At 65.5% G+C, this 15,192-nt stretch carries 17 protein-coding genes; 5 read left to right on the forward strand and 12 right to left on the reverse strand.

All coding sequences use genetic code 11. From position 1 onward, the window contains the following. The first annotated feature begins 45 nt into the window (after positions 1-45). Together P0645_RS09320 and P0645_RS09325 are read left to right on the forward strand one after the other, a co-directional pair. Positions 46-2,124: an OmpA family protein gene (locus tag P0645_RS09320; RefSeq protein WP_284164296.1), complete on the forward strand. Its 2,079-nt coding sequence runs from the start codon at positions 46-48 to the stop codon at positions 2,122-2,124. Between the two features lie 116 nt (positions 2,125-2,240). Then, positions 2,241-2,714 (forward strand): DUF1203 domain-containing protein, encoded by a 474-nt coding sequence (locus P0645_RS09325; RefSeq protein ID WP_284164297.1) that lies wholly within the window; start codon positions 2,241-2,243, stop codon positions 2,712-2,714. 167 nt (positions 2,715-2,881) lie between these two features. On the opposite strand, the gene P0645_RS09330 is transcribed toward P0645_RS09325, so the two are convergent. The 3 genes from P0645_RS09330 to P0645_RS09340 are packed head-to-tail and all read right to left on the reverse strand — an operon-like array spanning position 2,882 to position 4,019. Further along, positions 2,882-3,253 (reverse strand): DUF1761 domain-containing protein, encoded by a 372-nt coding sequence (locus tag P0645_RS09330; protein ID WP_284164298.1) that lies wholly within the window; start codon positions 3,251-3,253, stop codon positions 2,882-2,884. Between the two features lie 9 nt (positions 3,254-3,262). Next, positions 3,263-3,685 carry an SRPBCC family protein gene (locus tag P0645_RS09335; protein ID WP_284164299.1) on the reverse strand — a complete coding sequence of 141 codons (423 nt, stop codon included), beginning with the start codon at positions 3,683-3,685 and terminating at the stop codon, positions 3,263-3,265. Beyond that, the gene (locus P0645_RS09340) at positions 3,624-4,019 is read right to left on the reverse strand and encodes an ArsR/SmtB family transcription factor (protein ID WP_284164300.1); all 396 of its coding nucleotides are present in this window, start codon (positions 4,017-4,019) and stop codon (positions 3,624-3,626) included. The genes P0645_RS09335 and P0645_RS09340 overlap by 62 nt, the downstream gene beginning before the upstream one ends. A 139-nt stretch (positions 4,020-4,158) precedes the next feature. Here P0645_RS09340 and P0645_RS09345 point away from each other — a divergent pair, with 139 nt between their 5' ends. Continuing rightward, positions 4,159-5,778 carry a DUF4034 domain-containing protein gene (locus P0645_RS09345; protein ID WP_284164301.1) on the forward strand — a complete coding sequence of 540 codons (1,620 nt, stop codon included), beginning with the start codon at positions 4,159-4,161 and terminating at the stop codon, positions 5,776-5,778. Here P0645_RS09345 and P0645_RS09350 read toward each other — a convergent pair. The 3 genes from P0645_RS09350 to infC all read right to left on the reverse strand — a co-directional run bounded on the left by P0645_RS09350 (position 5,764) and on the right by infC (position 8,501). Then, entirely contained in the window at positions 5,764-6,558 is a 795-nt protein-coding gene (locus tag P0645_RS09350) for a 23S rRNA (adenine(2030)-N(6))-methyltransferase RlmJ (RefSeq protein ID WP_284164302.1), read from the reverse strand. The two genes, P0645_RS09345 and P0645_RS09350, sit on opposite strands and share 15 nt — an antisense overlap. 28 nt (positions 6,559-6,586) lie before the next feature. Continuing rightward, a complete protein-coding gene (locus P0645_RS09355) occupies positions 6,587-7,837 on the reverse strand; it encodes a SulP family inorganic anion transporter (protein ID WP_284164303.1) in 1,251 nt (416 codons plus the stop codon). Between the two features lie 175 nt (positions 7,838-8,012). After that, positions 8,013-8,501 (reverse strand): translation initiation factor IF-3, encoded by a 489-nt coding sequence (gene infC / locus P0645_RS09360; protein WP_284164304.1) that lies wholly within the window; start codon positions 8,499-8,501, stop codon positions 8,013-8,015. A 238-nt stretch (positions 8,502-8,739) separates the two neighbouring features. Here infC and P0645_RS09365 point away from each other — a divergent pair, with 238 nt between their 5' ends. Further along, a complete protein-coding gene (locus tag P0645_RS09365) occupies positions 8,740-9,168 on the forward strand; it encodes a hypothetical protein (protein WP_284164305.1) in 429 nt (142 codons plus the stop codon). Between the two features lie 136 nt (positions 9,169-9,304). Here the strand turns inward: P0645_RS09365 and P0645_RS09370 are convergent, their stop codons facing one another. The 5 genes from P0645_RS09370 to P0645_RS09390 form a co-directional block, all read right to left on the reverse strand. Beyond that, positions 9,305-10,129 carry a ferredoxin--NADP reductase gene (locus tag P0645_RS09370; RefSeq protein WP_284164306.1) on the reverse strand — a complete coding sequence of 275 codons (825 nt, stop codon included), beginning with the start codon at positions 10,127-10,129 and terminating at the stop codon, positions 9,305-9,307. A gap of 88 nt (positions 10,130-10,217) precedes the next feature. Further along, positions 10,218-10,589, reverse strand: coding sequence for a DUF934 domain-containing protein (locus tag P0645_RS09375; protein WP_284164307.1), 372 nt, complete (start codon positions 10,587-10,589; stop codon positions 10,218-10,220). Continuing rightward, the gene (locus P0645_RS09380) at positions 10,586-11,362 is read right to left on the reverse strand and encodes a phosphoadenylyl-sulfate reductase (protein ID WP_284164308.1); all 777 of its coding nucleotides are present in this window, start codon (positions 11,360-11,362) and stop codon (positions 10,586-10,588) included. The genes P0645_RS09375 and P0645_RS09380 overlap by 4 nt, the downstream gene beginning before the upstream one ends. After that, entirely contained in the window at positions 11,352-13,022 is a 1,671-nt protein-coding gene (locus tag P0645_RS09385) for a nitrite/sulfite reductase (RefSeq protein ID WP_284164309.1), read from the reverse strand. The genes P0645_RS09380 and P0645_RS09385 overlap by 11 nt, the downstream gene beginning before the upstream one ends. After that, positions 13,015-13,320 (reverse strand): DUF2849 domain-containing protein, encoded by a 306-nt coding sequence (locus tag P0645_RS09390; RefSeq protein ID WP_284164310.1) that lies wholly within the window; start codon positions 13,318-13,320, stop codon positions 13,015-13,017. The genes P0645_RS09385 and P0645_RS09390 overlap by 8 nt, the downstream gene beginning before the upstream one ends. 141 nt (positions 13,321-13,461) lie before the next feature. On the opposite strand from P0645_RS09390, the gene P0645_RS09395 reads away from it, so the two are divergent. Continuing rightward, positions 13,462-13,923, forward strand: a complete 462-nt coding sequence (locus P0645_RS09395; RefSeq protein ID WP_284164311.1) for an Lrp/AsnC family transcriptional regulator — start codon at positions 13,462-13,464, stop codon at positions 13,921-13,923. A gap of 87 nt (positions 13,924-14,010) precedes the next feature. Here P0645_RS09395 and P0645_RS09400 read toward each other — a convergent pair whose 3' ends face one another. Continuing rightward, on the reverse strand, positions 14,011-15,192 hold the full coding sequence (locus tag P0645_RS09400; RefSeq protein ID WP_284164312.1) for a cytochrome P450: 1,182 nt from the start codon (positions 15,190-15,192) through the stop codon (positions 14,011-14,013).

Here is a 15,192-nt window from a genome sequence, read left to right on the forward strand (position 1 = left end):
TTCCCCTCCGACTTTGGGTCGAATGCAGTTCCATGAGGGAAATCCATGCTTCGTATGTTCAAGTCCTCGACGGCTCTGGTTGCGAGCCTGTCACTTCTGGTGCCGCATGGCGCCGTGTTCGCACAGGAAAGCAGCCCGGATACCAGTCCGGCGATGATCTGCGCCGATGGCACCCAACTGCCCTGCGCCGAAGGGGTCGAGGCGATCCCGGCGCCGACGGCCGCCGAGCCCGCCGCCGAGCCCGCAGCCGAACCAGCCGCCGAACCGGAGGCTGAACCCGAACCAGAGCCCACCGCCGAACCGGCGCCGGAACCCGAGGCGAGCCCCGAGCCCGCACCGGAGCCTGCGGCCGAACCGGCCCCTGAATCTACCCCTGAGTCCACAGCTGAGCCTGCCCCTGAGCCGGTCGCCGAACCGACCCCCGAACCCGCAGACGAAGCGCCCGCAGACGAAGCGCCCGCAGATGAAGCGCCCGCAGCCGAAGCACCCGCAGAGCAGCCAGCCCCGGAGCAGCCCGCGGCAGAGACGCCCGCAGAGGAAGCGCCCGCAGCCGAACCCGCGCCCGTCACCGAGCCTGAGCCTCAACCCGATCCCGAGGTCCAGCCCGAGGCCGAGCCCGCCGCGCCCGAGGCGGAAGTCCCGACTGCCGAGGATCTTGAAAAGGCGCTCGGCGAAGAGCTGAACGGCTCCGCGACCGAACCCGCGCCGGACGCGCAGACCGAACCGGCGGCCGAACCCGCGCCGAGCGAAGAGCCCGTGGCGGAACCCGCCGCCGAAGCTCCCGCCGCCGAAGCACCGGCCGAGGAAGCGCCCGCAGAGGAAACGCCCGCAGAGACAGAGGCGGCGCCCACCGCCGAGGATCTGGAGAAGGCGCTCGCCGAACCGCCCGCCGAGGCGACCGAGCTGCCGGTGGTGACGCCCGCGACCGCCGATATCGTCGAGGAACTGGCCGCCGAGGGCAGCCTGCCCTCGACTGAAGTGGTGCCCGACCTGCCGGTCCAGCCCGAGCCGGAAACCGGCGAGGCGCCTGTCGCCGAGGCGGCGCAGATCCTGACCGAGGCCGCTGGCGGCACAGAGGCTGGCCCAGCCACCGCCGAGGTACCCGCAGAGGCCGTCACGCAGGTCACCGAAGAGGAGGTGACAGCAGACACGGCCCGCTCGTCGTCGGAGGATTTCGCCAACAAGGTGAACGAGGCTGCCGGGGCCGCCAAGGCCGCGAATGTCGCCCAGCCGCAGGTTGTCGAGCGCAAGAAGGGCCTCTCGGACACCGAGAAGCTCCTGCTCCTCGGCGCCGGGGCGCTGGTCGTCGGTGCGATGCTCTCGAACAACCGCAAGGTCGAGATGAACTCGGGCGACCGCGTGGTCGTCAGCCGCGACGGCCAGTATTCGGTGCTGAAGGACGATGACGCGCTGCTGCGCCAACCCGGTTCGAAAGTGCGGACCGAGACCTTCCGCGACGGCTCGACCCGCACGACGGTGACCCGGCCCGACGGCAGCCGGGTGGTGACGATCCGCGACGCCGAACAGCGCGTCCTGCGCCGGGTCCATGTGGCGCCGGATGGCCGCGAGACGCTTCTGATCGACGATCTGGCAACCTACGAGCCGGTGGTGGTGACGAAGCTGCCGAAGAGCCGCCCCCAGCCGATCGATGTGACGACCGCCGACGAGGAGGCGCTGCGCGTGGCGCTGGCCACGCGAAGCGACGTGGGCCGCCGCTTCAGCCTGCGTCAGGTGCGCAACATCTGGGAAGTGCGCTCGCTGGTGCCGGTGATCGACCTCGACACGATCACCTTCGAAAGCGGATCGGCTGCGATCCGGCCAGAACAGGCCAAGGCACTCGCTGGCCTGGGCAAGCTGATCCAGTCCTATATCCGCAAGGACCCGTCCGAGGTCTTCCTGATCGAAGGCCATACCGATGCTGTGGGCAGCGCCGCTTATAATCTCGCGCTGTCGGATCGCCGGGCAGAATCTGTGGCCCTTGCCCTCACCGAATATTTCGGCGTCCCGCCCGAGAATATGGTGGTGCAGGGCTATGGCGAGGACTTCCTGAAGGTCGACACCCAAAGCGACGAACGCGCCAACCGCCGCGCCAGCGTCCGCCGGATCACCTCGCTTCTGCGCTGAACCGGACCGCGCCGAGACCTTGGGGCCGCCCTTCGGGGCGGCCTTTTCTTTGCGCAGGCTCCGGGTCGCCGACTATGGGGCGGCGGTGCAGGGTGCGCGGGCGAAAGGAGCTTCCCATGACCCTATGTTTCGAACCGATCCCGACCGCCCAGGTCCGCGCCATCCGCGCCGGTGGCCCCGATGCCAACGGCATTCCGGCCGAGCGCGGCTTCATATCTGCAGGCAGCGGCGAGCCCTGCCGCCACTGCCTCAATCAGGTGCCAAAGGGCCAGGAATACTTGATCCTCGCGCACAGGCCCTTCGCGGCGCTGCAACCCTATGCGGAATGCGGGCCCATCTTCCTCTGCGCTGACGATTGCGCGGCATGGGGCGGGGCGGGCCTGCCGCCGATCCTGACCATGTCCGACGACTATCTCCTGAAAGGCTACCGGGCGAACGACCGGATCTTCTACGGCACCGGCCGGGTGGTGCCGAGGGCAGAGGTTTCATCCTATGCCGAGGCGCTGCTTGCCGATCCCGACGTCGCCTATGTCGATGTCCGCTCGGCGAGGAACAATTGCTTTCAGCTTCGCATCCGCCGGGGGGATTGACATAGATCAAGGGGCAGCGCGAGGGAATCGGCTAGGCAGAACGGGCAGGGCGATCTCTCCCTTCGCCGCATCGCGGCGGCCGTTGATCGCCCGGTTCCGGGCAGGCTCCCTCCCTTCCGCCTGGCCGTACCCTTCGCTGCGGGCCCCTCGTGCCCGCAGCGCCTTTCTCACAAGAGCCCCTGCGCCGCGATCATCAGCGCGCCCATGGCGAGCGGATAGCTTCCGTCGACCAGCGCTGCGCCCGCCGTCTTCTGGCTGAAGAGCCCGCCCGCCAGTTGCAGGGCGCCGGTCGCAAGGATCGCGGCGAGCGCCGTCCAGAGGTCGTTGCGCGTTGCGGTCAGCCCGATGACGAGCGCGAGAAGGAAGGTTCCGGCAAGTTGCAGTGCCATGGCCCCCTCCGGCGGCCGGGCAGGGGGCGAAATGCCATGGCTGCCCGCCGCCCAGATCCGCCCGAAGAGCGGGCCGAACCACACCATGCCGAGCGCGAAGGCCGCCGCGGTGCCGACAAGGACCGCAAGCCAGTTGATATCTGAAAGCATCCTATCCCCCTAAGCCAGTTCCCGGCCGAGAACCTCGAGGATCCGCGCCCAGCCGGCATCGTGATTGTCGCGCGATTCCTCGCTGGGGAACCGCACATGGGTCAGCGTGATCCGCGTGCACGCCGCCTCGGGTGCGAGGTCGATCGTCACCTCGCTGCCGTCGGCGGAAAAGGGCGATTCCCAGCCGAAGCGGATGCGGCTGCGGGGCGTCAGCTCCTGATAGGTGCCCGAGTGCGGAATATCGCGCTCGCACACGCGCATGATCATGGAAAACCGCTCGCCCACCCGGGGATCGGTCACGCAGTCCAGAACGGTGACACCCTCGGCGGGCAGCATGAACCGCGCGAGCGTCTCGGCGTTCAGCCAGGCGTCATGGACCTTCTTCGCCGGGGCCGCGATCGTGCGGCTGACGGTCAGTCGGAGGTCGCTCATCTTCCTGCTCCTCGGTCAGAACCTCGTTCAGGGCGTCGAGCGTGAGCGACCAGACAGAGCGCAGCCGCCCGAACCAGCGGTCGATCTCCCGGACCGGTTCGAGGTCGATCTCGATCAGATGCTCGCGCCAGACGGTGCGGCGGTGAACGAGACCGGCGGCTTCCAGGACCTTGATATGCTTGGACACGGCATTGAGGCTCATGTCGAAGCGCTTGGCGATATCCGTCACCCTGAGCGCGCCTTCCTGCGCCAGAAAGGTCAAGATCGCGCGCCGCGTGGGATCGGACGCCGCCTTCAGGATCTCCGTCAGCGAATCGTCCGTTCGTTCAACCATATGGTGGAATTATGCTGTGCGGCGCCATCAGTCAACCAGTTAGGTGAATGATAGATTGTTTCGAACCTTGATGCCGGTTTCAATATTCCGCCGCAATCGCGATCTATGCAGCCCATGGAGTAATAGCGAGGCGCACTACATGAATAGGTTGAATGTCCTGACGTTTCTTTTCGCCGGACTGGCTGCCGTCTCGCCGCCGGTCTCCGCCAAGGAGTTTGCGACGGAAGTCTATCTTCTGGAACAATCCGCCTGGCCGAGTATGAAACTGGGCAAGCTCGATGACATGAGGAAGCGGGCCGAGGTCTATCACCATCTGCCAGAGGACGCAGAGCAGAATTACGCGCGTCAGCGGGCATTTTTCGGTCTGTTCGAGGTCAGCGACCCGGATATCGCGGCGATGGCCGAACGCTGGGTCAAGGAGGAACCGGATTCTCCCTATGCACAGACCGCCCGAGCCGCCAGTCTCTACGGCAAGGCACTCCGATTGAGGGGTAAAGGCTCCATCGCCCAAACCTATCCGGCCGCGCTGGAGGCGGCTGGAGCCTATTTTCGCGAAGCAGGTACACACGCGGAAAGGGCCTATGAGCTTGCACCAGATCTGGTCGTCGCCTCGGACTATCTTATGAGTGTCAGCGCCTACATCGGGCCCAAGCAACCGGTGAAGGAACTGATCGCAGAAGTGATGTCGACCGTTCCCAACCGCAGAACGCTGCAATTCGCGGCCAGGGCACTATCGCCGCGCTGGGGCGGGTCGGTCGAGGCGGTCATGGCGCTTTGCAATGATCACGCCGCGCAAGTGCCGAATGTGGAGGGCTATACCGTGCCCGTCTGCCAGGCTGACCTTCTGGATGATGCCGGTCTCGTCGCGGGTAATCGGGCCGACCTGATCGCGGTCATCTCGACCTCCGAGCAGCCATTTCTGCAGCGGATGCGGATCAATCAGGCGCTGGACGCGGGCGACAGGAGCCCCGAGTTGCAGAAGCGGCTCGAAGCGTTCCTGGCTGACGAGTTCGAGACCGACGAGCGCCTCGCTTGGGCCCTGGACGAAACCTTCTACCGCCCGGCTGGACGCCCTTTGATCAAGCTCGCTGTCTGGATGCGGCGGATGGGATATGCATGGCTGCAACTGCAGCGCGATCCGGCAAATGCCGATCTGATATCCGAGGTCTTGTCAGGGCCGCCCATGCCGGGGCCAAAGCCGCCCGGGCCGACGCTCGCCAAGCGCGTGGAGATGTATGTGACTGCGCTCAAGGACAACCCGTACAATCCGACAATGTGGTCGATGCTCGGAACGGATCTGCGTTTCGCGCTCGGCGAAACCGTGGCGGAACCATACCTTCAGAACGCGATCGTCTATTCGAATCATGGGCCTAACGCGCTTTTTCAATACGCCGACCTGAAGGCTTCGGTCTTTGTTAACCAGTGGCGGGGCTACGCGTCTGAAACGGGCGGCGATCGAGACAATCCCGAAGTTAGAGAAGGGGATGCGGAGACTCTTCTGTGCCCGTTCACCCGGGCCGCCCGGTTCTATGCGCTGCAATGTGCGGTCGAGCGCGTTGCCGCATCACAGTGTCAGCGTGAATTTGCCGGCCAAGAGTGGACCGCAGCAGTTGCTGCCGTAAGGAAGGCCGGAATCTGTCAGAAAGAGCTGACAGGAGAGCTGGCCGACATTCAGTTCATGCCACATGACGTGGACCTTTCGAAGATCGAGTTGCCAGACTCGGCGAACGATCTCGATCTGCCGCTACCGCTTCCCTGACCCGGCCATCAATCGATCCATCCGCGCCGCCTCGGCTTCGCTCCCAAAAGGCGTGTTCAGGATGAACATGCCCGATCCCACCATCCCGTGCCCGTCGCGGGCGGGGGGGAAGCGCATCTCATGCTGCAGGACCTTCGGGAAATTCATGGCGGCGAGAGCCGTTGTCATCGGCCGGTGCCGACCATCGGTCAGGATCGGATACCAGAGCGCGATGGTGCCGACATTCCATTTGCGATGGATGGCGGCGATGCGTCTGGGGATCGTCTCATAATCGGCCTTCACCTCCCAGGACGGGTCGATCAGCATCAGCCCGCGGCGCGGTTCCGGCGGGGTGAGGGCAAGCGCCAGATCCATCCCGTCGGCCTTCCGGCAGGCCACCGGCCAGGGCAGCATCGCGGCCAGAAGCGCCTCATATTCCTGCGGGTGAAGCTCGCAGACCGTGGCGCGGTCGTCGGGCCGGAGGAGATGGGCGGCGACCAGCGGCGAGCCTGGATAGGCGCGCTCCCCGTGATCGCGGCGCACGGCCGCCAGAACACGGGCATAGGGATGATCCGGCGGAAACCAGCCCTTCGCCTCGGCCAGATCGATCCCCGCCGCCGCCTCGCCGGTCTTCGCGGCCTCGGCGCTGCCCAGATCGTAAAGCCCGCGCCCTGCATGGGTTTCGATATAGCTGAAGGGTTTGTCCTTCCTGCCCAGATAGTCGAGCATCACCGCCAGAAGCGCATGCTTCTGCACATCCGCCATGTTCCCGGCGTGATAGGCATGTTGATAGGAAAGCATAGTCCCTCCGGCAGTCTGGGCCCCCGGGTCAGCGATCCGGCGCTTCCCAGTCGGCGGGGGGCACATTGCGCCGTCTGAGCCGAATGGCAAGCCCGAGCGCCACGCCGACGCCGATCGCGACCGTGAGGTCGACGAGCAGGGTCAAGACCATGGTCAGCACCAGCAGCAGCTTGTCCGCGGCGCGAAGCCGCAGGTAGTGCGGCCAGTGATGCGGCTCGCTCATGTTCCAGGCGGTCAGCATCAGAAGCGCGGCGAGCGCGGGCAGGGCCATGTGGCCAACGAGCGGCCCGGCGACCAAAAGGCAGATCAGCAGGACGAGTGCATGGATCATGCCGGCCACCGGCGTCTGGGCGCCCGCGCGGATGTTCGTGGCCGTGCGGGCAATCGCACCGGTCGCGGGCAGACCCGCCACCAGAGCAGAGGCAAGGTTCGCCCAGCCCTGCGCCAGAAGTTCTGCGTTCGGGCGATGGCGGCTTTGGTGCATCCGGTCGGCCACCATGGCGGACAGGAGCGATTCAACGCCCGCGAGGAAAGCGATGATAAGGGCCGAGGGGAAAAGTGCTGCCAGCCGCCCGGGCGACAGGTCCGGCAGGCCCGGCACGGGCAACCGGTCGGGCAGGGCGCCGAAGCGGCCCTCCAGCGTCTCGACCGGCAGGGCGAAGGCCCAGACCAGAGCTGACGTGGCGCCGACCGCCACGATCAGGCCCGGCCAGCGCGGGAAGAGCCGCCTGAGAAGGATGATGAGGCCAAGGGTGGCAAGGCCGATGCCGAGCGACCAGGGGTTGACCGCGCCGCGCGCCGCCCAGAGGACCGGCAGCTTTTCAAGAAAGTCGGCGGGCATGTGCCTGAGGCCCAGCCCGAGGAAATCGGCGATCTGGCTGGTGGCGATGATCAGCGCGATGCCGATGGTGAAACCGTTGACCACAGGTTCGGGAATGTACTGGATCAGGTTGCCCGCCCTGAGATAACCCGCGCAAAGAAGGATCAGCCCCGCCATGAAGGTCGCAGTCACCAGCCCGCCATAGCCATGCTCGGCAATGACCGAAAAGACCACGACGATGAAGGCGCCGGTCGGCCCCCCGATCTGCACCCGGCTGCCGCCAAGCGCCGATATGAGGAAGCCCGCGATGATCGCCGTGATCAGCCCGTCCGCGGGCGTAGCCCCCGAGGCTATGGCGATGGCGAGGCTGAGCGGCAGGGCCACCATCGCGACCGTGAGACCGGCGAAAAGATCGGCCCGGAAGGTCGCGAGACCATAACCGGGAAGCGTGTCGGACAAGGCAGGGCGCACGGCTGGACCTGAGAGAGGATCCGCCGCAGAATTCCATGTTTCCCTGAGGTTGGAAAGTTATTTGCGCGTCTGCGGCCGGTCTACGATAACAGACTGCGAAAACAGACTGCGAAAACAGAAAGGGCCCCGGGGAGGGGCCCCTGCCGTCAGACGGCCGAAGCACTTACCTCGGCGCGATCATCATCACCATCTGCCGGCCTTCGAGCTTCGGCATCTGCTCGATCTTGCCGGTCTCGGCCACATCGGCGGCCACCCGGTTCAGAAGCTCGAGACCCAGTTCCTGGTGCGCCATCTCGCGGCCGCGGAAACGCAGGGTGATCTTCACCTTGTCGCCTTCGCCGAGGAACTTCTGCACCGAGCGCATCTTGACGTCATAGTCATGCGTGTCGGTGCCGGGGCGGAACTTGATTTCCTTGATCTCGATGATCTTCTGCTTCTTGCGCGCCTCGGCCTCGCGCTTCTGCGTCTCGTACTTGTACTTGCCGAAATCCATGATCTTGCAGACCGGCGGCTCGGCGTTGGGCGAGATCTCGACAAGGTCGAGCCCGGCCTCCTCTGCCAGTTGCATGGCCTTGAACGGGGTCACGACCCCGACATTCTCGCCATCCGCGCCGATCAGGCGGATTTCGGGGGCGCGGATACGTTCGTTCACGCGGGGTCCCGTGTCGCGTTGCGGCGGGGCGTTGTGCGGTCTGCGGGCTATGGCGGCGTTCCTTCTTCTGTTGCCGGTGAAGTGCACGGAAAATAGACGGGCGCGTCGCCGCTTTCAACCCGGATTCCGAGCGCCCGTCTCAGGGCAATTCCCTTTCCATACAGGCGATTTTCTGTCATAGCGGGCGCGCAGCGCGCGGGACAGACAGAAAAGCGCGCGACTTTGGGAAGGACTAGTCATGAACAGAAACGTCATCATCGCGCTGATCATCGCAGTGCTCGCGGGCGGCGGCTACTGGTACTACACCGGCCAGCAGCGCGCCGCAGAGGAAGCGGCAGCCGCCGCCAAGGCTGCCGAAGAGGCTGCCGCCGCTGCCCAGAAGGCCGAGGAAGAAGCCGCAGCGAAAGCCGCCGAAGAGGCTGCCGCCGCCGCGAAGGCGGCTGAAGAGGCCGCTGCCAAGGCCGCCGAAGAGGCTGCCGCCGCAGCCGCCGCTGCTGCGACCGAGGCGGCGCCCTTCGATGCCGACGCGCTGATCGCCTCGATCGACGGCTCGACCCTTGACGATGCGACCAAGACGACGCTGAAGGCCGCCGTCGAAGCCGCCCGCGCCAACCCGGCGCTGGTGCAGGCCGCGATCGACCAGGTCAAGGCCGCGCTCGGCCAGTAATCGCCGCCAGACATGCAAAACCGCGCCGGGTGACCGGCGCGGTTTTCTTTTGGCTGACCTCTGGCGCCAAAATCCTTCGCGAAGGATTTTGGCCAAATTTTTTTGCGAAAAAATTTGGCCCGGCCCCGGCCGGTCGTCAGATCCCGTCGCCGACGAAAGCCTTCTCGACCACATATTCCTTCGGGTCGGAATTCGCGCCTTCGCGCAGGCCGAACCCTTCGAGCACCTCTTTCACATCGACATTGAAGGCCAGCGACCCGCAGACCATCGCCCGGTCGGTCGCCGGGTTCATCGGTGCGATGCCGTAATGGTCGAATATCCTGCCGCTTTCCAGATTGTCGGTGATCCGGCCCATCAGCGGGCTCTCTTCCCGCGTGGTGGTCGGGTAATAGCGCAGCTTGTCGCCCACCATCTCGCCGATCAGCGGATCGTCCTTCAGGCTTTCGACCAGTTCGCGGCCGTAGTCCAGCTCCGCGACCGTCCGGCAGGTGTGAAGCATGTAGATTTCTTCATACTTCTCATAGGTTTCCGGTTCGCGCATCAGGCTTGCGAAGGGAGCGATGCCGGTGCCGGTGGCCAGGAACCACAGCCGCTTGCCGGGCAGAAGCGCATCATGGACGAGCGTGCCCACCGGTTTCGGCCGCAGAATGATCTCATCGCCCGGACGGATATGCTGGAGTTTCGAGGTCAAAGGCCCGTCCGGCACCTTGATCGAATAGAACTCCAACTCCTCGTCCCAGGAGGGCGAGGCGATCGAATAGGCGCGCAACAGCGGTTTGCCATTGTCGCCCAGAAGCCCGATCATCACGAACTCGCCCGAACGGAAGCGCAGGCTTTGAGGCCGCGTCACCCGGAAGGAAAACAGCCGGTCGGTCCAGTGTCTGACAGACGTCACCGTCTGGGCGTCGGGCAGGTGCCTGGCGGCCGGGGAGGGCGTGCTGGGTGCGGCGAGATCGTTCACGGGGAGCCTCGGATATTTGTTTGTGCAGAAACGAACGCGGGGCCGTCGCCCTGCTTTTACACGGAAAACCGGTCGGGTGAAAGGCGGCTCAGGCGCGCAGGCGGGCGCGATAGTCATGCGCGCGCCAGTCGGCCCGGTAAAGCCACTGGTCGGCGGGCTGGCGGGCGGCCAGATCATCGCCGATCTCGACCTCGTCGAAGCCCGATCGCCGTGCCATCGCATATTGGTCGGCGATCACATGGCCAGCGGCCCGCAGGCGCCCCGTGTAGCCCGCCGCGCGGATATGGCGGGCGAGGGTGAAGCCGCGCCCGTCCGAGAAGGCCGGGAAGGCCACGCGGACAAGTTCTGCGCCCGTCACGTCCGGCAGGGCATCGGGCCGCGTATCTGACGCGATCTCGACGATGCGGTCGCCCGCGTAATCCTCGGCATGAAAACCATCATCGCGCACGATCACACTCATGCAACATTCTCCTTCAGCGCAGCGGCCTCGGCCTCGGCGGCGGGCAGCGGCCCGCGCACGACCTTGCCGTCGACGATATGAATTCCGCATTCGACCTTGCCCTGGCCGCGCCAGCGGCCCGCGCGCGGGTCCTCGCCCTCGGCCACCGGGCTGGTGCAGGGGGCGCAGCCGATGGAGGGATAGCCTTTGGCGACCAGCGGATGGCGGGGCAGGCGGTTGTTGACGATATAGTCCTGCAGGTCGTCGCGGCCCCAGTGGGCAAGCGGGTTGACCTTCAGCCGCTTGCCGTCCTCGTTTTCGAAGAACTCAAGCGCGGCGCGGGTCGAGCCCTGAAAGCGCTTGCGGCCCGTGATCCAGCCATCGAAGCCCTTCAGCGCGCGTTCCAGCGGCACCACCTTGCGGATATGGCAGCAGGCATCGGTCGAGAACTGGTGAAGCGTGCCGTCCGGATCTTCGAAATCCGTGTCGCGCCGGTCGGCGCGGATGGTGCGGATGTCGGTCAGGTTCAGCTTCTCCGCCAGTTCGCGCTGGTAGGCGAGCGTTTCGGGGAAGAGCATCTGCGTGTCGATGAAGAGAACCGGTGTCTCAGGCGCGATGACCGAGACGAGATGCAGAAGAACGACCGATTCCGCCCCGAAGGAGGAGACGAGCGCCAGTTGCCCGACCTCGGGGTCATGCAGCGCACGCTCAAGCACCGCCGTCGCCGAATGATGGCGATAGCGGTCGTTGAGGGCCGCCACCCGCGCGTCAAGGTCGGTCAGGTCAAGCGGCATCGCGTTCCGCCTCGGCCGGATAGAGCGCGGCCTTGAACGGCTCCGGCCCGAGGCGCCGGAAAGTGTCGATGAAACTCTCGGACCGGTCGGCGCGGATGTCGAGATAGGCGCGCAGAAGCCGCTCGATCGCGGGGACCACCTGATCATAGGCAAAGCCGGGGCCGACCTTGTCGCCGATCTCGGCCTTTTCGGTCGCGTCGCCGCCAAGGGTGATCTGGTAGTTCTCCACCCCCGCCCGGTCGAGGCCGAGGATGCCGATATGGCCCACATGGTGATGCCCGCAGGCATTGATGCAGCCCGAGATCTTGATCTTCAGCTGGCCGATCTCCTCTTCAAGGCCGAGGGCCTTGAAATGGCTGGCGATCTCTTGCGCGACCGGGATAGAGCGGGCGGTGGCGAGCGCGCAATAATCCATCCCGGGGCAGGCGATGATGTCCGAGACGAGGCCAATGTTCGCGGTCGCCAGCCCTTCGGTCTTCAACGCCGCGTGCAGCACCGCCAGGTCGGATTTATGAACATGCGGCAGCACGACATTCTGTTCGTGACTGATCCTAAGTTCGCCATGGCCATACGTCTCGGCCAAGTCCGCCAGCAGCCGCATCTGCGCCGATGTCGCGTCGCCCGGCGTCGCGCCATGAGCTTTCAGCGAGACGGTGACGATTGCATAGCCGGGCGCGCGGTGGGCGGCGAGGTTGGTGTCGGTCCAGGCGCGGAAGACCGGATCGCTCGCGCGGGCAGCTTCAAAGCTGTCTTCCGGCGTATTGCGGAAGGCCGGGGGCGCGAAGGCGGCCTCGATCTCCTTCAGCAGCACCTGATCAATGCCGGTGAACTCGGGCCGGATTGCGCGGTAGCGCTCCTCGACCGCGTCGCGGAAGGCTTCCATGCCGTTCTCGAAGACGGTGATCTTGATCCGAGCCTTGTACTTGTTGTCGCGGCGGCCCCAGAGGTTGTAGACCGAGACGATGGCTTCGAGATAGGGCAGCAGGTCTTCCTTCCTCACGAAGGGACGGATCACCTGGCCGATCATCGGCGTCCGGCCAAGGCCGCCGCCCACGATCACCTCGTAGCCCACCTGACCCGATCCGCCGCGCACGGTGCGCAGCCCGATGTCATGGGCCTTGACCACGGCGCGGTCATTGGGGCTGCCGGTCACGCCGATCTTGAACTTGCGCGGCAGGAACTGGAATTCGGGATGGTCGGTCGACCATTGGCGGATCAGTTCGGCAATCGGGCGGGGGTCCTCGATCTCGTCGGCCGCGGCGCCCGCGAAATGGTCGGCGGTGACATTGCGGATCGTGTTGCCCGAGGTCTGGATCGCGTGCATCTGCACATCGGCCAGCGCGTCGATCATGTCGGGCACGTCAGGCAGTTTCGGCCAGTTGTACTGGATGTTCTGGCGCGTGGTGAAATGGCCGTAACCCTTGTCCCAGCGGTCGGCGATCAGCGCCAGCTGGCGCATCTGGGCAGAGGAAAGCGTGCCGTAAGGAATGGCCACGCGCAGCATGTAGGCGTGAAGCTGCAGATAAAGCCCGTTCATCAGCCGCAGCGGCCGAAACTCATCCTCGGTCAGCGCGCCGGAAATCCGGCGTTCCACCTGGCCACGGAACTGGGCGGCGCGGGTGCGCACGAAGGCCTCGTCGAAATCGGAGTACTTATACATGAGAGGTCTCCTGCTTGCCGTGCGCATAATTCGAGGGGCCGCGGGTGCGGAAAACCTCGCGGAAATGCACGGGTTCCGGCCCGTTCGGCCCGGGCCTGGCATCGGCCAGATAGGCGCCGACCACCGTCAGCCGCTGCGCTTCGGCCTTGAGGAGCCGAAGCTGCGCATGGGCCTCATCCTCGATCAGCTCTGCCTCATGGTGATCGCGGGTCCAGCGGTCGTCGGCGGTCAGATAGATGACATCGCCTTCGAGAAGGGCGTTGGCGGTGACGACTTTCGGCGTGAAGGCGCGGGCCATGGCGGAATCCACTGTGATATTTCCGCGCCCAATATAGGAAATTTTCCCACATTTCCGCCAGATACCCCTTGCAGATAAGGACATTCGTTTCGTATCAACGCCCCGAAGGAACCCGTGTTTCGGAAAGCGCAGGAAAAGCGAATGTCAGTCCGTCTGGATGAGGTCGACCGGAAAATCCTTGCCGAACTGCAGGAGGATGCGAGCCAGTCGCTGGATGAGATCGCCCGCAAGGTGGGCTCCTCGAAGACGCCCGTTTGGAACCGGATCCGCAAGATGAAGGAGGCGGGCGTGATCGGCCGCCAGACCGCGATTCTCGACCCGGAGGCTTTGGGGCTGGAGGCCTGTTTCTTCGTCCTGATCCGCACATCGGAACATGAGGCGGAATGGCAGAAGAAGTTCCTCAAGACGCTCAAGGAACGGCCGGAGGTGCTGGAGGCGCACCGGCTGGCGGGCGATATCGACTATATCCTGAAGGTGCGGGTCAGGAATGCGCGGGCCTATGACACGTTCTACCAGGCGCTGATTTCCGAGGTGAAGATCTACAATGTCACCGCGCTTCTGAGCATGGAAGAGATCAAGTCGACGACGTTGCTGCCCTTGTGAGCGGCTATTTCGGCCCCTTCGGGGCCGACCCGCCGGGGGGCGCTGCCCCCCGGACCCCCCGAGGTATTTCAGCCAAGATGAAAGGGATCAGGGCTGGACCATGAGCCTGTCGAGGCCGTGGAAGTGATAGAGGTTTGCGTAGCGCGGCGGCGCGGTCAGGCGCAGGCTCGGGCAGCGGTCGAAGAGGATCGGCAGCGCGATCTGCAGTTCGAGGCGTGCAAGCGGGGCGCCGACGCAGAAATGGAGGCCCGCGCCGAACGCATGGTTTGGTTTCACCGGGCGCGAGGGGTCAAAGCGCTGAGGATCGTCCCAGACATTGGGGTCGCGGTTGGCCGCGCCGAGAAGAAGGCCTACCTCGTCGCCCCGGCGGAAGAGATGGCCGCCGATTTCGATATCTTCATAGGCGTGCCGGGTGAACATATGGAGCGGCGGGTCGTGGCGGAGGATTTCCTCGACCGTCGCTTCCACGCTGTCGCTTCCCAGCACGTTTGCGCCAAAACCGTTTTCCAGCAAGGCCATGACGCCATTGCCGAGCGTATGGACCGTCGCCTCGTGGCCCGCGTTCAGGAGCAGGATGCAGGTGGTGATCAGCTCGTCGGTCGAGAGCTTCTCGCCCTCCATCTCGGCGGCGATGAGGCTGGTGATCAGATCGTCGGCGGGCCGGTGGCGGCGCTCCTCGACATAAGCGCGCATGAAGGCGACGAAGGCTTCGGTCGCCGCCACCGCCGCCTCCTCGGTCTTGCGGGTGCGGCGGGCCTGGTACATGCCGACCATCGCGTTCGACCAGGCGAGCAGGTCGTCGCCCCGTTCCTCCGGCACGCCAAGAAGGCGGCAGATGATGATGACGGGCAGGTGGGTGGCGAAGGCCTTGAGAAGATCGAACTCGCCCGAGGGGAAACGGTCGATCAGTGAATGGGTGACCTCGGCGATTTCCGGCCCGAGCGCAGCGATCCGGCGCGAGGTGAAGGCGCGCAGCACAAGGCCGCGCAGGCGGGTGTGGTGTGGCGGCTCCAGTTCCAGCATCGAATGGGCCTCGACCGCATAGAAGGGCTTCAGATGCGCGGGGATCGGGCGGCTCTTCTCGGGCGGCACCTCGCGGCCGAAGCGCCGGTCGCGGAAGATCGCGCCGGTGACGGCGGCCGAAGTGGTGCAGATCATCCCGTAATCGTCCCAGTGAAAGAGCGGCCCCGTCGCGCGGGCGCGTTCGTAGAAAGGGTAGGGGTCCTGCACGAAGGCGGGATCGGTCGGGGACTGGGAGAGGCTCTGCAT

The organism is Frigidibacter sp. SD6-1, from assembly GCF_030143255.1.
Classification (GTDB): Bacteria; Pseudomonadota; Alphaproteobacteria; order Rhodobacterales; family Rhodobacteraceae; genus TMP-24.

Bases quoted from the DNA above. Each gene is read 5' to 3' on its own strand.
- P0645_RS09400 (WP_284164312.1), bottom strand. From the start codon at position 15,192: ATGCAGAGCCTCTCCCAGTCCCCGACCGATCCCGCCTTCGTGCAGGAC.
- P0645_RS09330 (WP_284164298.1), bottom strand. From the start codon at position 3,253: ATGCTTTCAGATATCAACTGGCTTGCGGTCCTTGTCGGCACCGCGGCG.
- P0645_RS09390 (WP_284164310.1), bottom strand. From the start codon at position 13,320: ATGGCCCGCGCCTTCACGCCGAAAGTCGTCACCGCCAACGCCCTTCTC.
- P0645_RS09380 (WP_284164308.1), bottom strand. From the start codon at position 11,362: ATGCCGCTTGACCTGACCGACCTTGACGCGCGGGTGGCGGCCCTCAAC.
- P0645_RS09395 (WP_284164311.1), top strand. From the start codon at position 13,462: ATGTCAGTCCGTCTGGATGAGGTCGACCGGAAAATCCTTGCCGAACTG.
- P0645_RS09375 (WP_284164307.1), bottom strand. From the start codon at position 10,589: ATGAGTGTGATCGTGCGCGATGATGGTTTTCATGCCGAGGATTACGCG.
- P0645_RS09365 (WP_284164305.1), top strand. From the start codon at position 8,740: ATGAACAGAAACGTCATCATCGCGCTGATCATCGCAGTGCTCGCGGGC.
- P0645_RS09340 (WP_284164300.1), bottom strand. From the start codon at position 4,019: ATGGTTGAACGAACGGACGATTCGCTGACGGAGATCCTGAAGGCGGCG.
- P0645_RS09345 (WP_284164301.1), top strand. From the start codon at position 4,159: ATGAATAGGTTGAATGTCCTGACGTTTCTTTTCGCCGGACTGGCTGCC.
- P0645_RS09325 (WP_284164297.1), top strand. From the start codon at position 2,241: ATGACCCTATGTTTCGAACCGATCCCGACCGCCCAGGTCCGCGCCATC.
- P0645_RS09335 (WP_284164299.1), bottom strand. From the start codon at position 3,685: ATGAGCGACCTCCGACTGACCGTCAGCCGCACGATCGCGGCCCCGGCG.
- P0645_RS09320 (WP_284164296.1), top strand. From the start codon at position 46: ATGCTTCGTATGTTCAAGTCCTCGACGGCTCTGGTTGCGAGCCTGTCA.
- P0645_RS09385 (WP_284164309.1), bottom strand. From the start codon at position 13,022: ATGTATAAGTACTCCGATTTCGACGAGGCCTTCGTGCGCACCCGCGCC.
- P0645_RS09350 (WP_284164302.1), bottom strand. From the start codon at position 6,558: ATGCTTTCCTATCAACATGCCTATCACGCCGGGAACATGGCGGATGTG.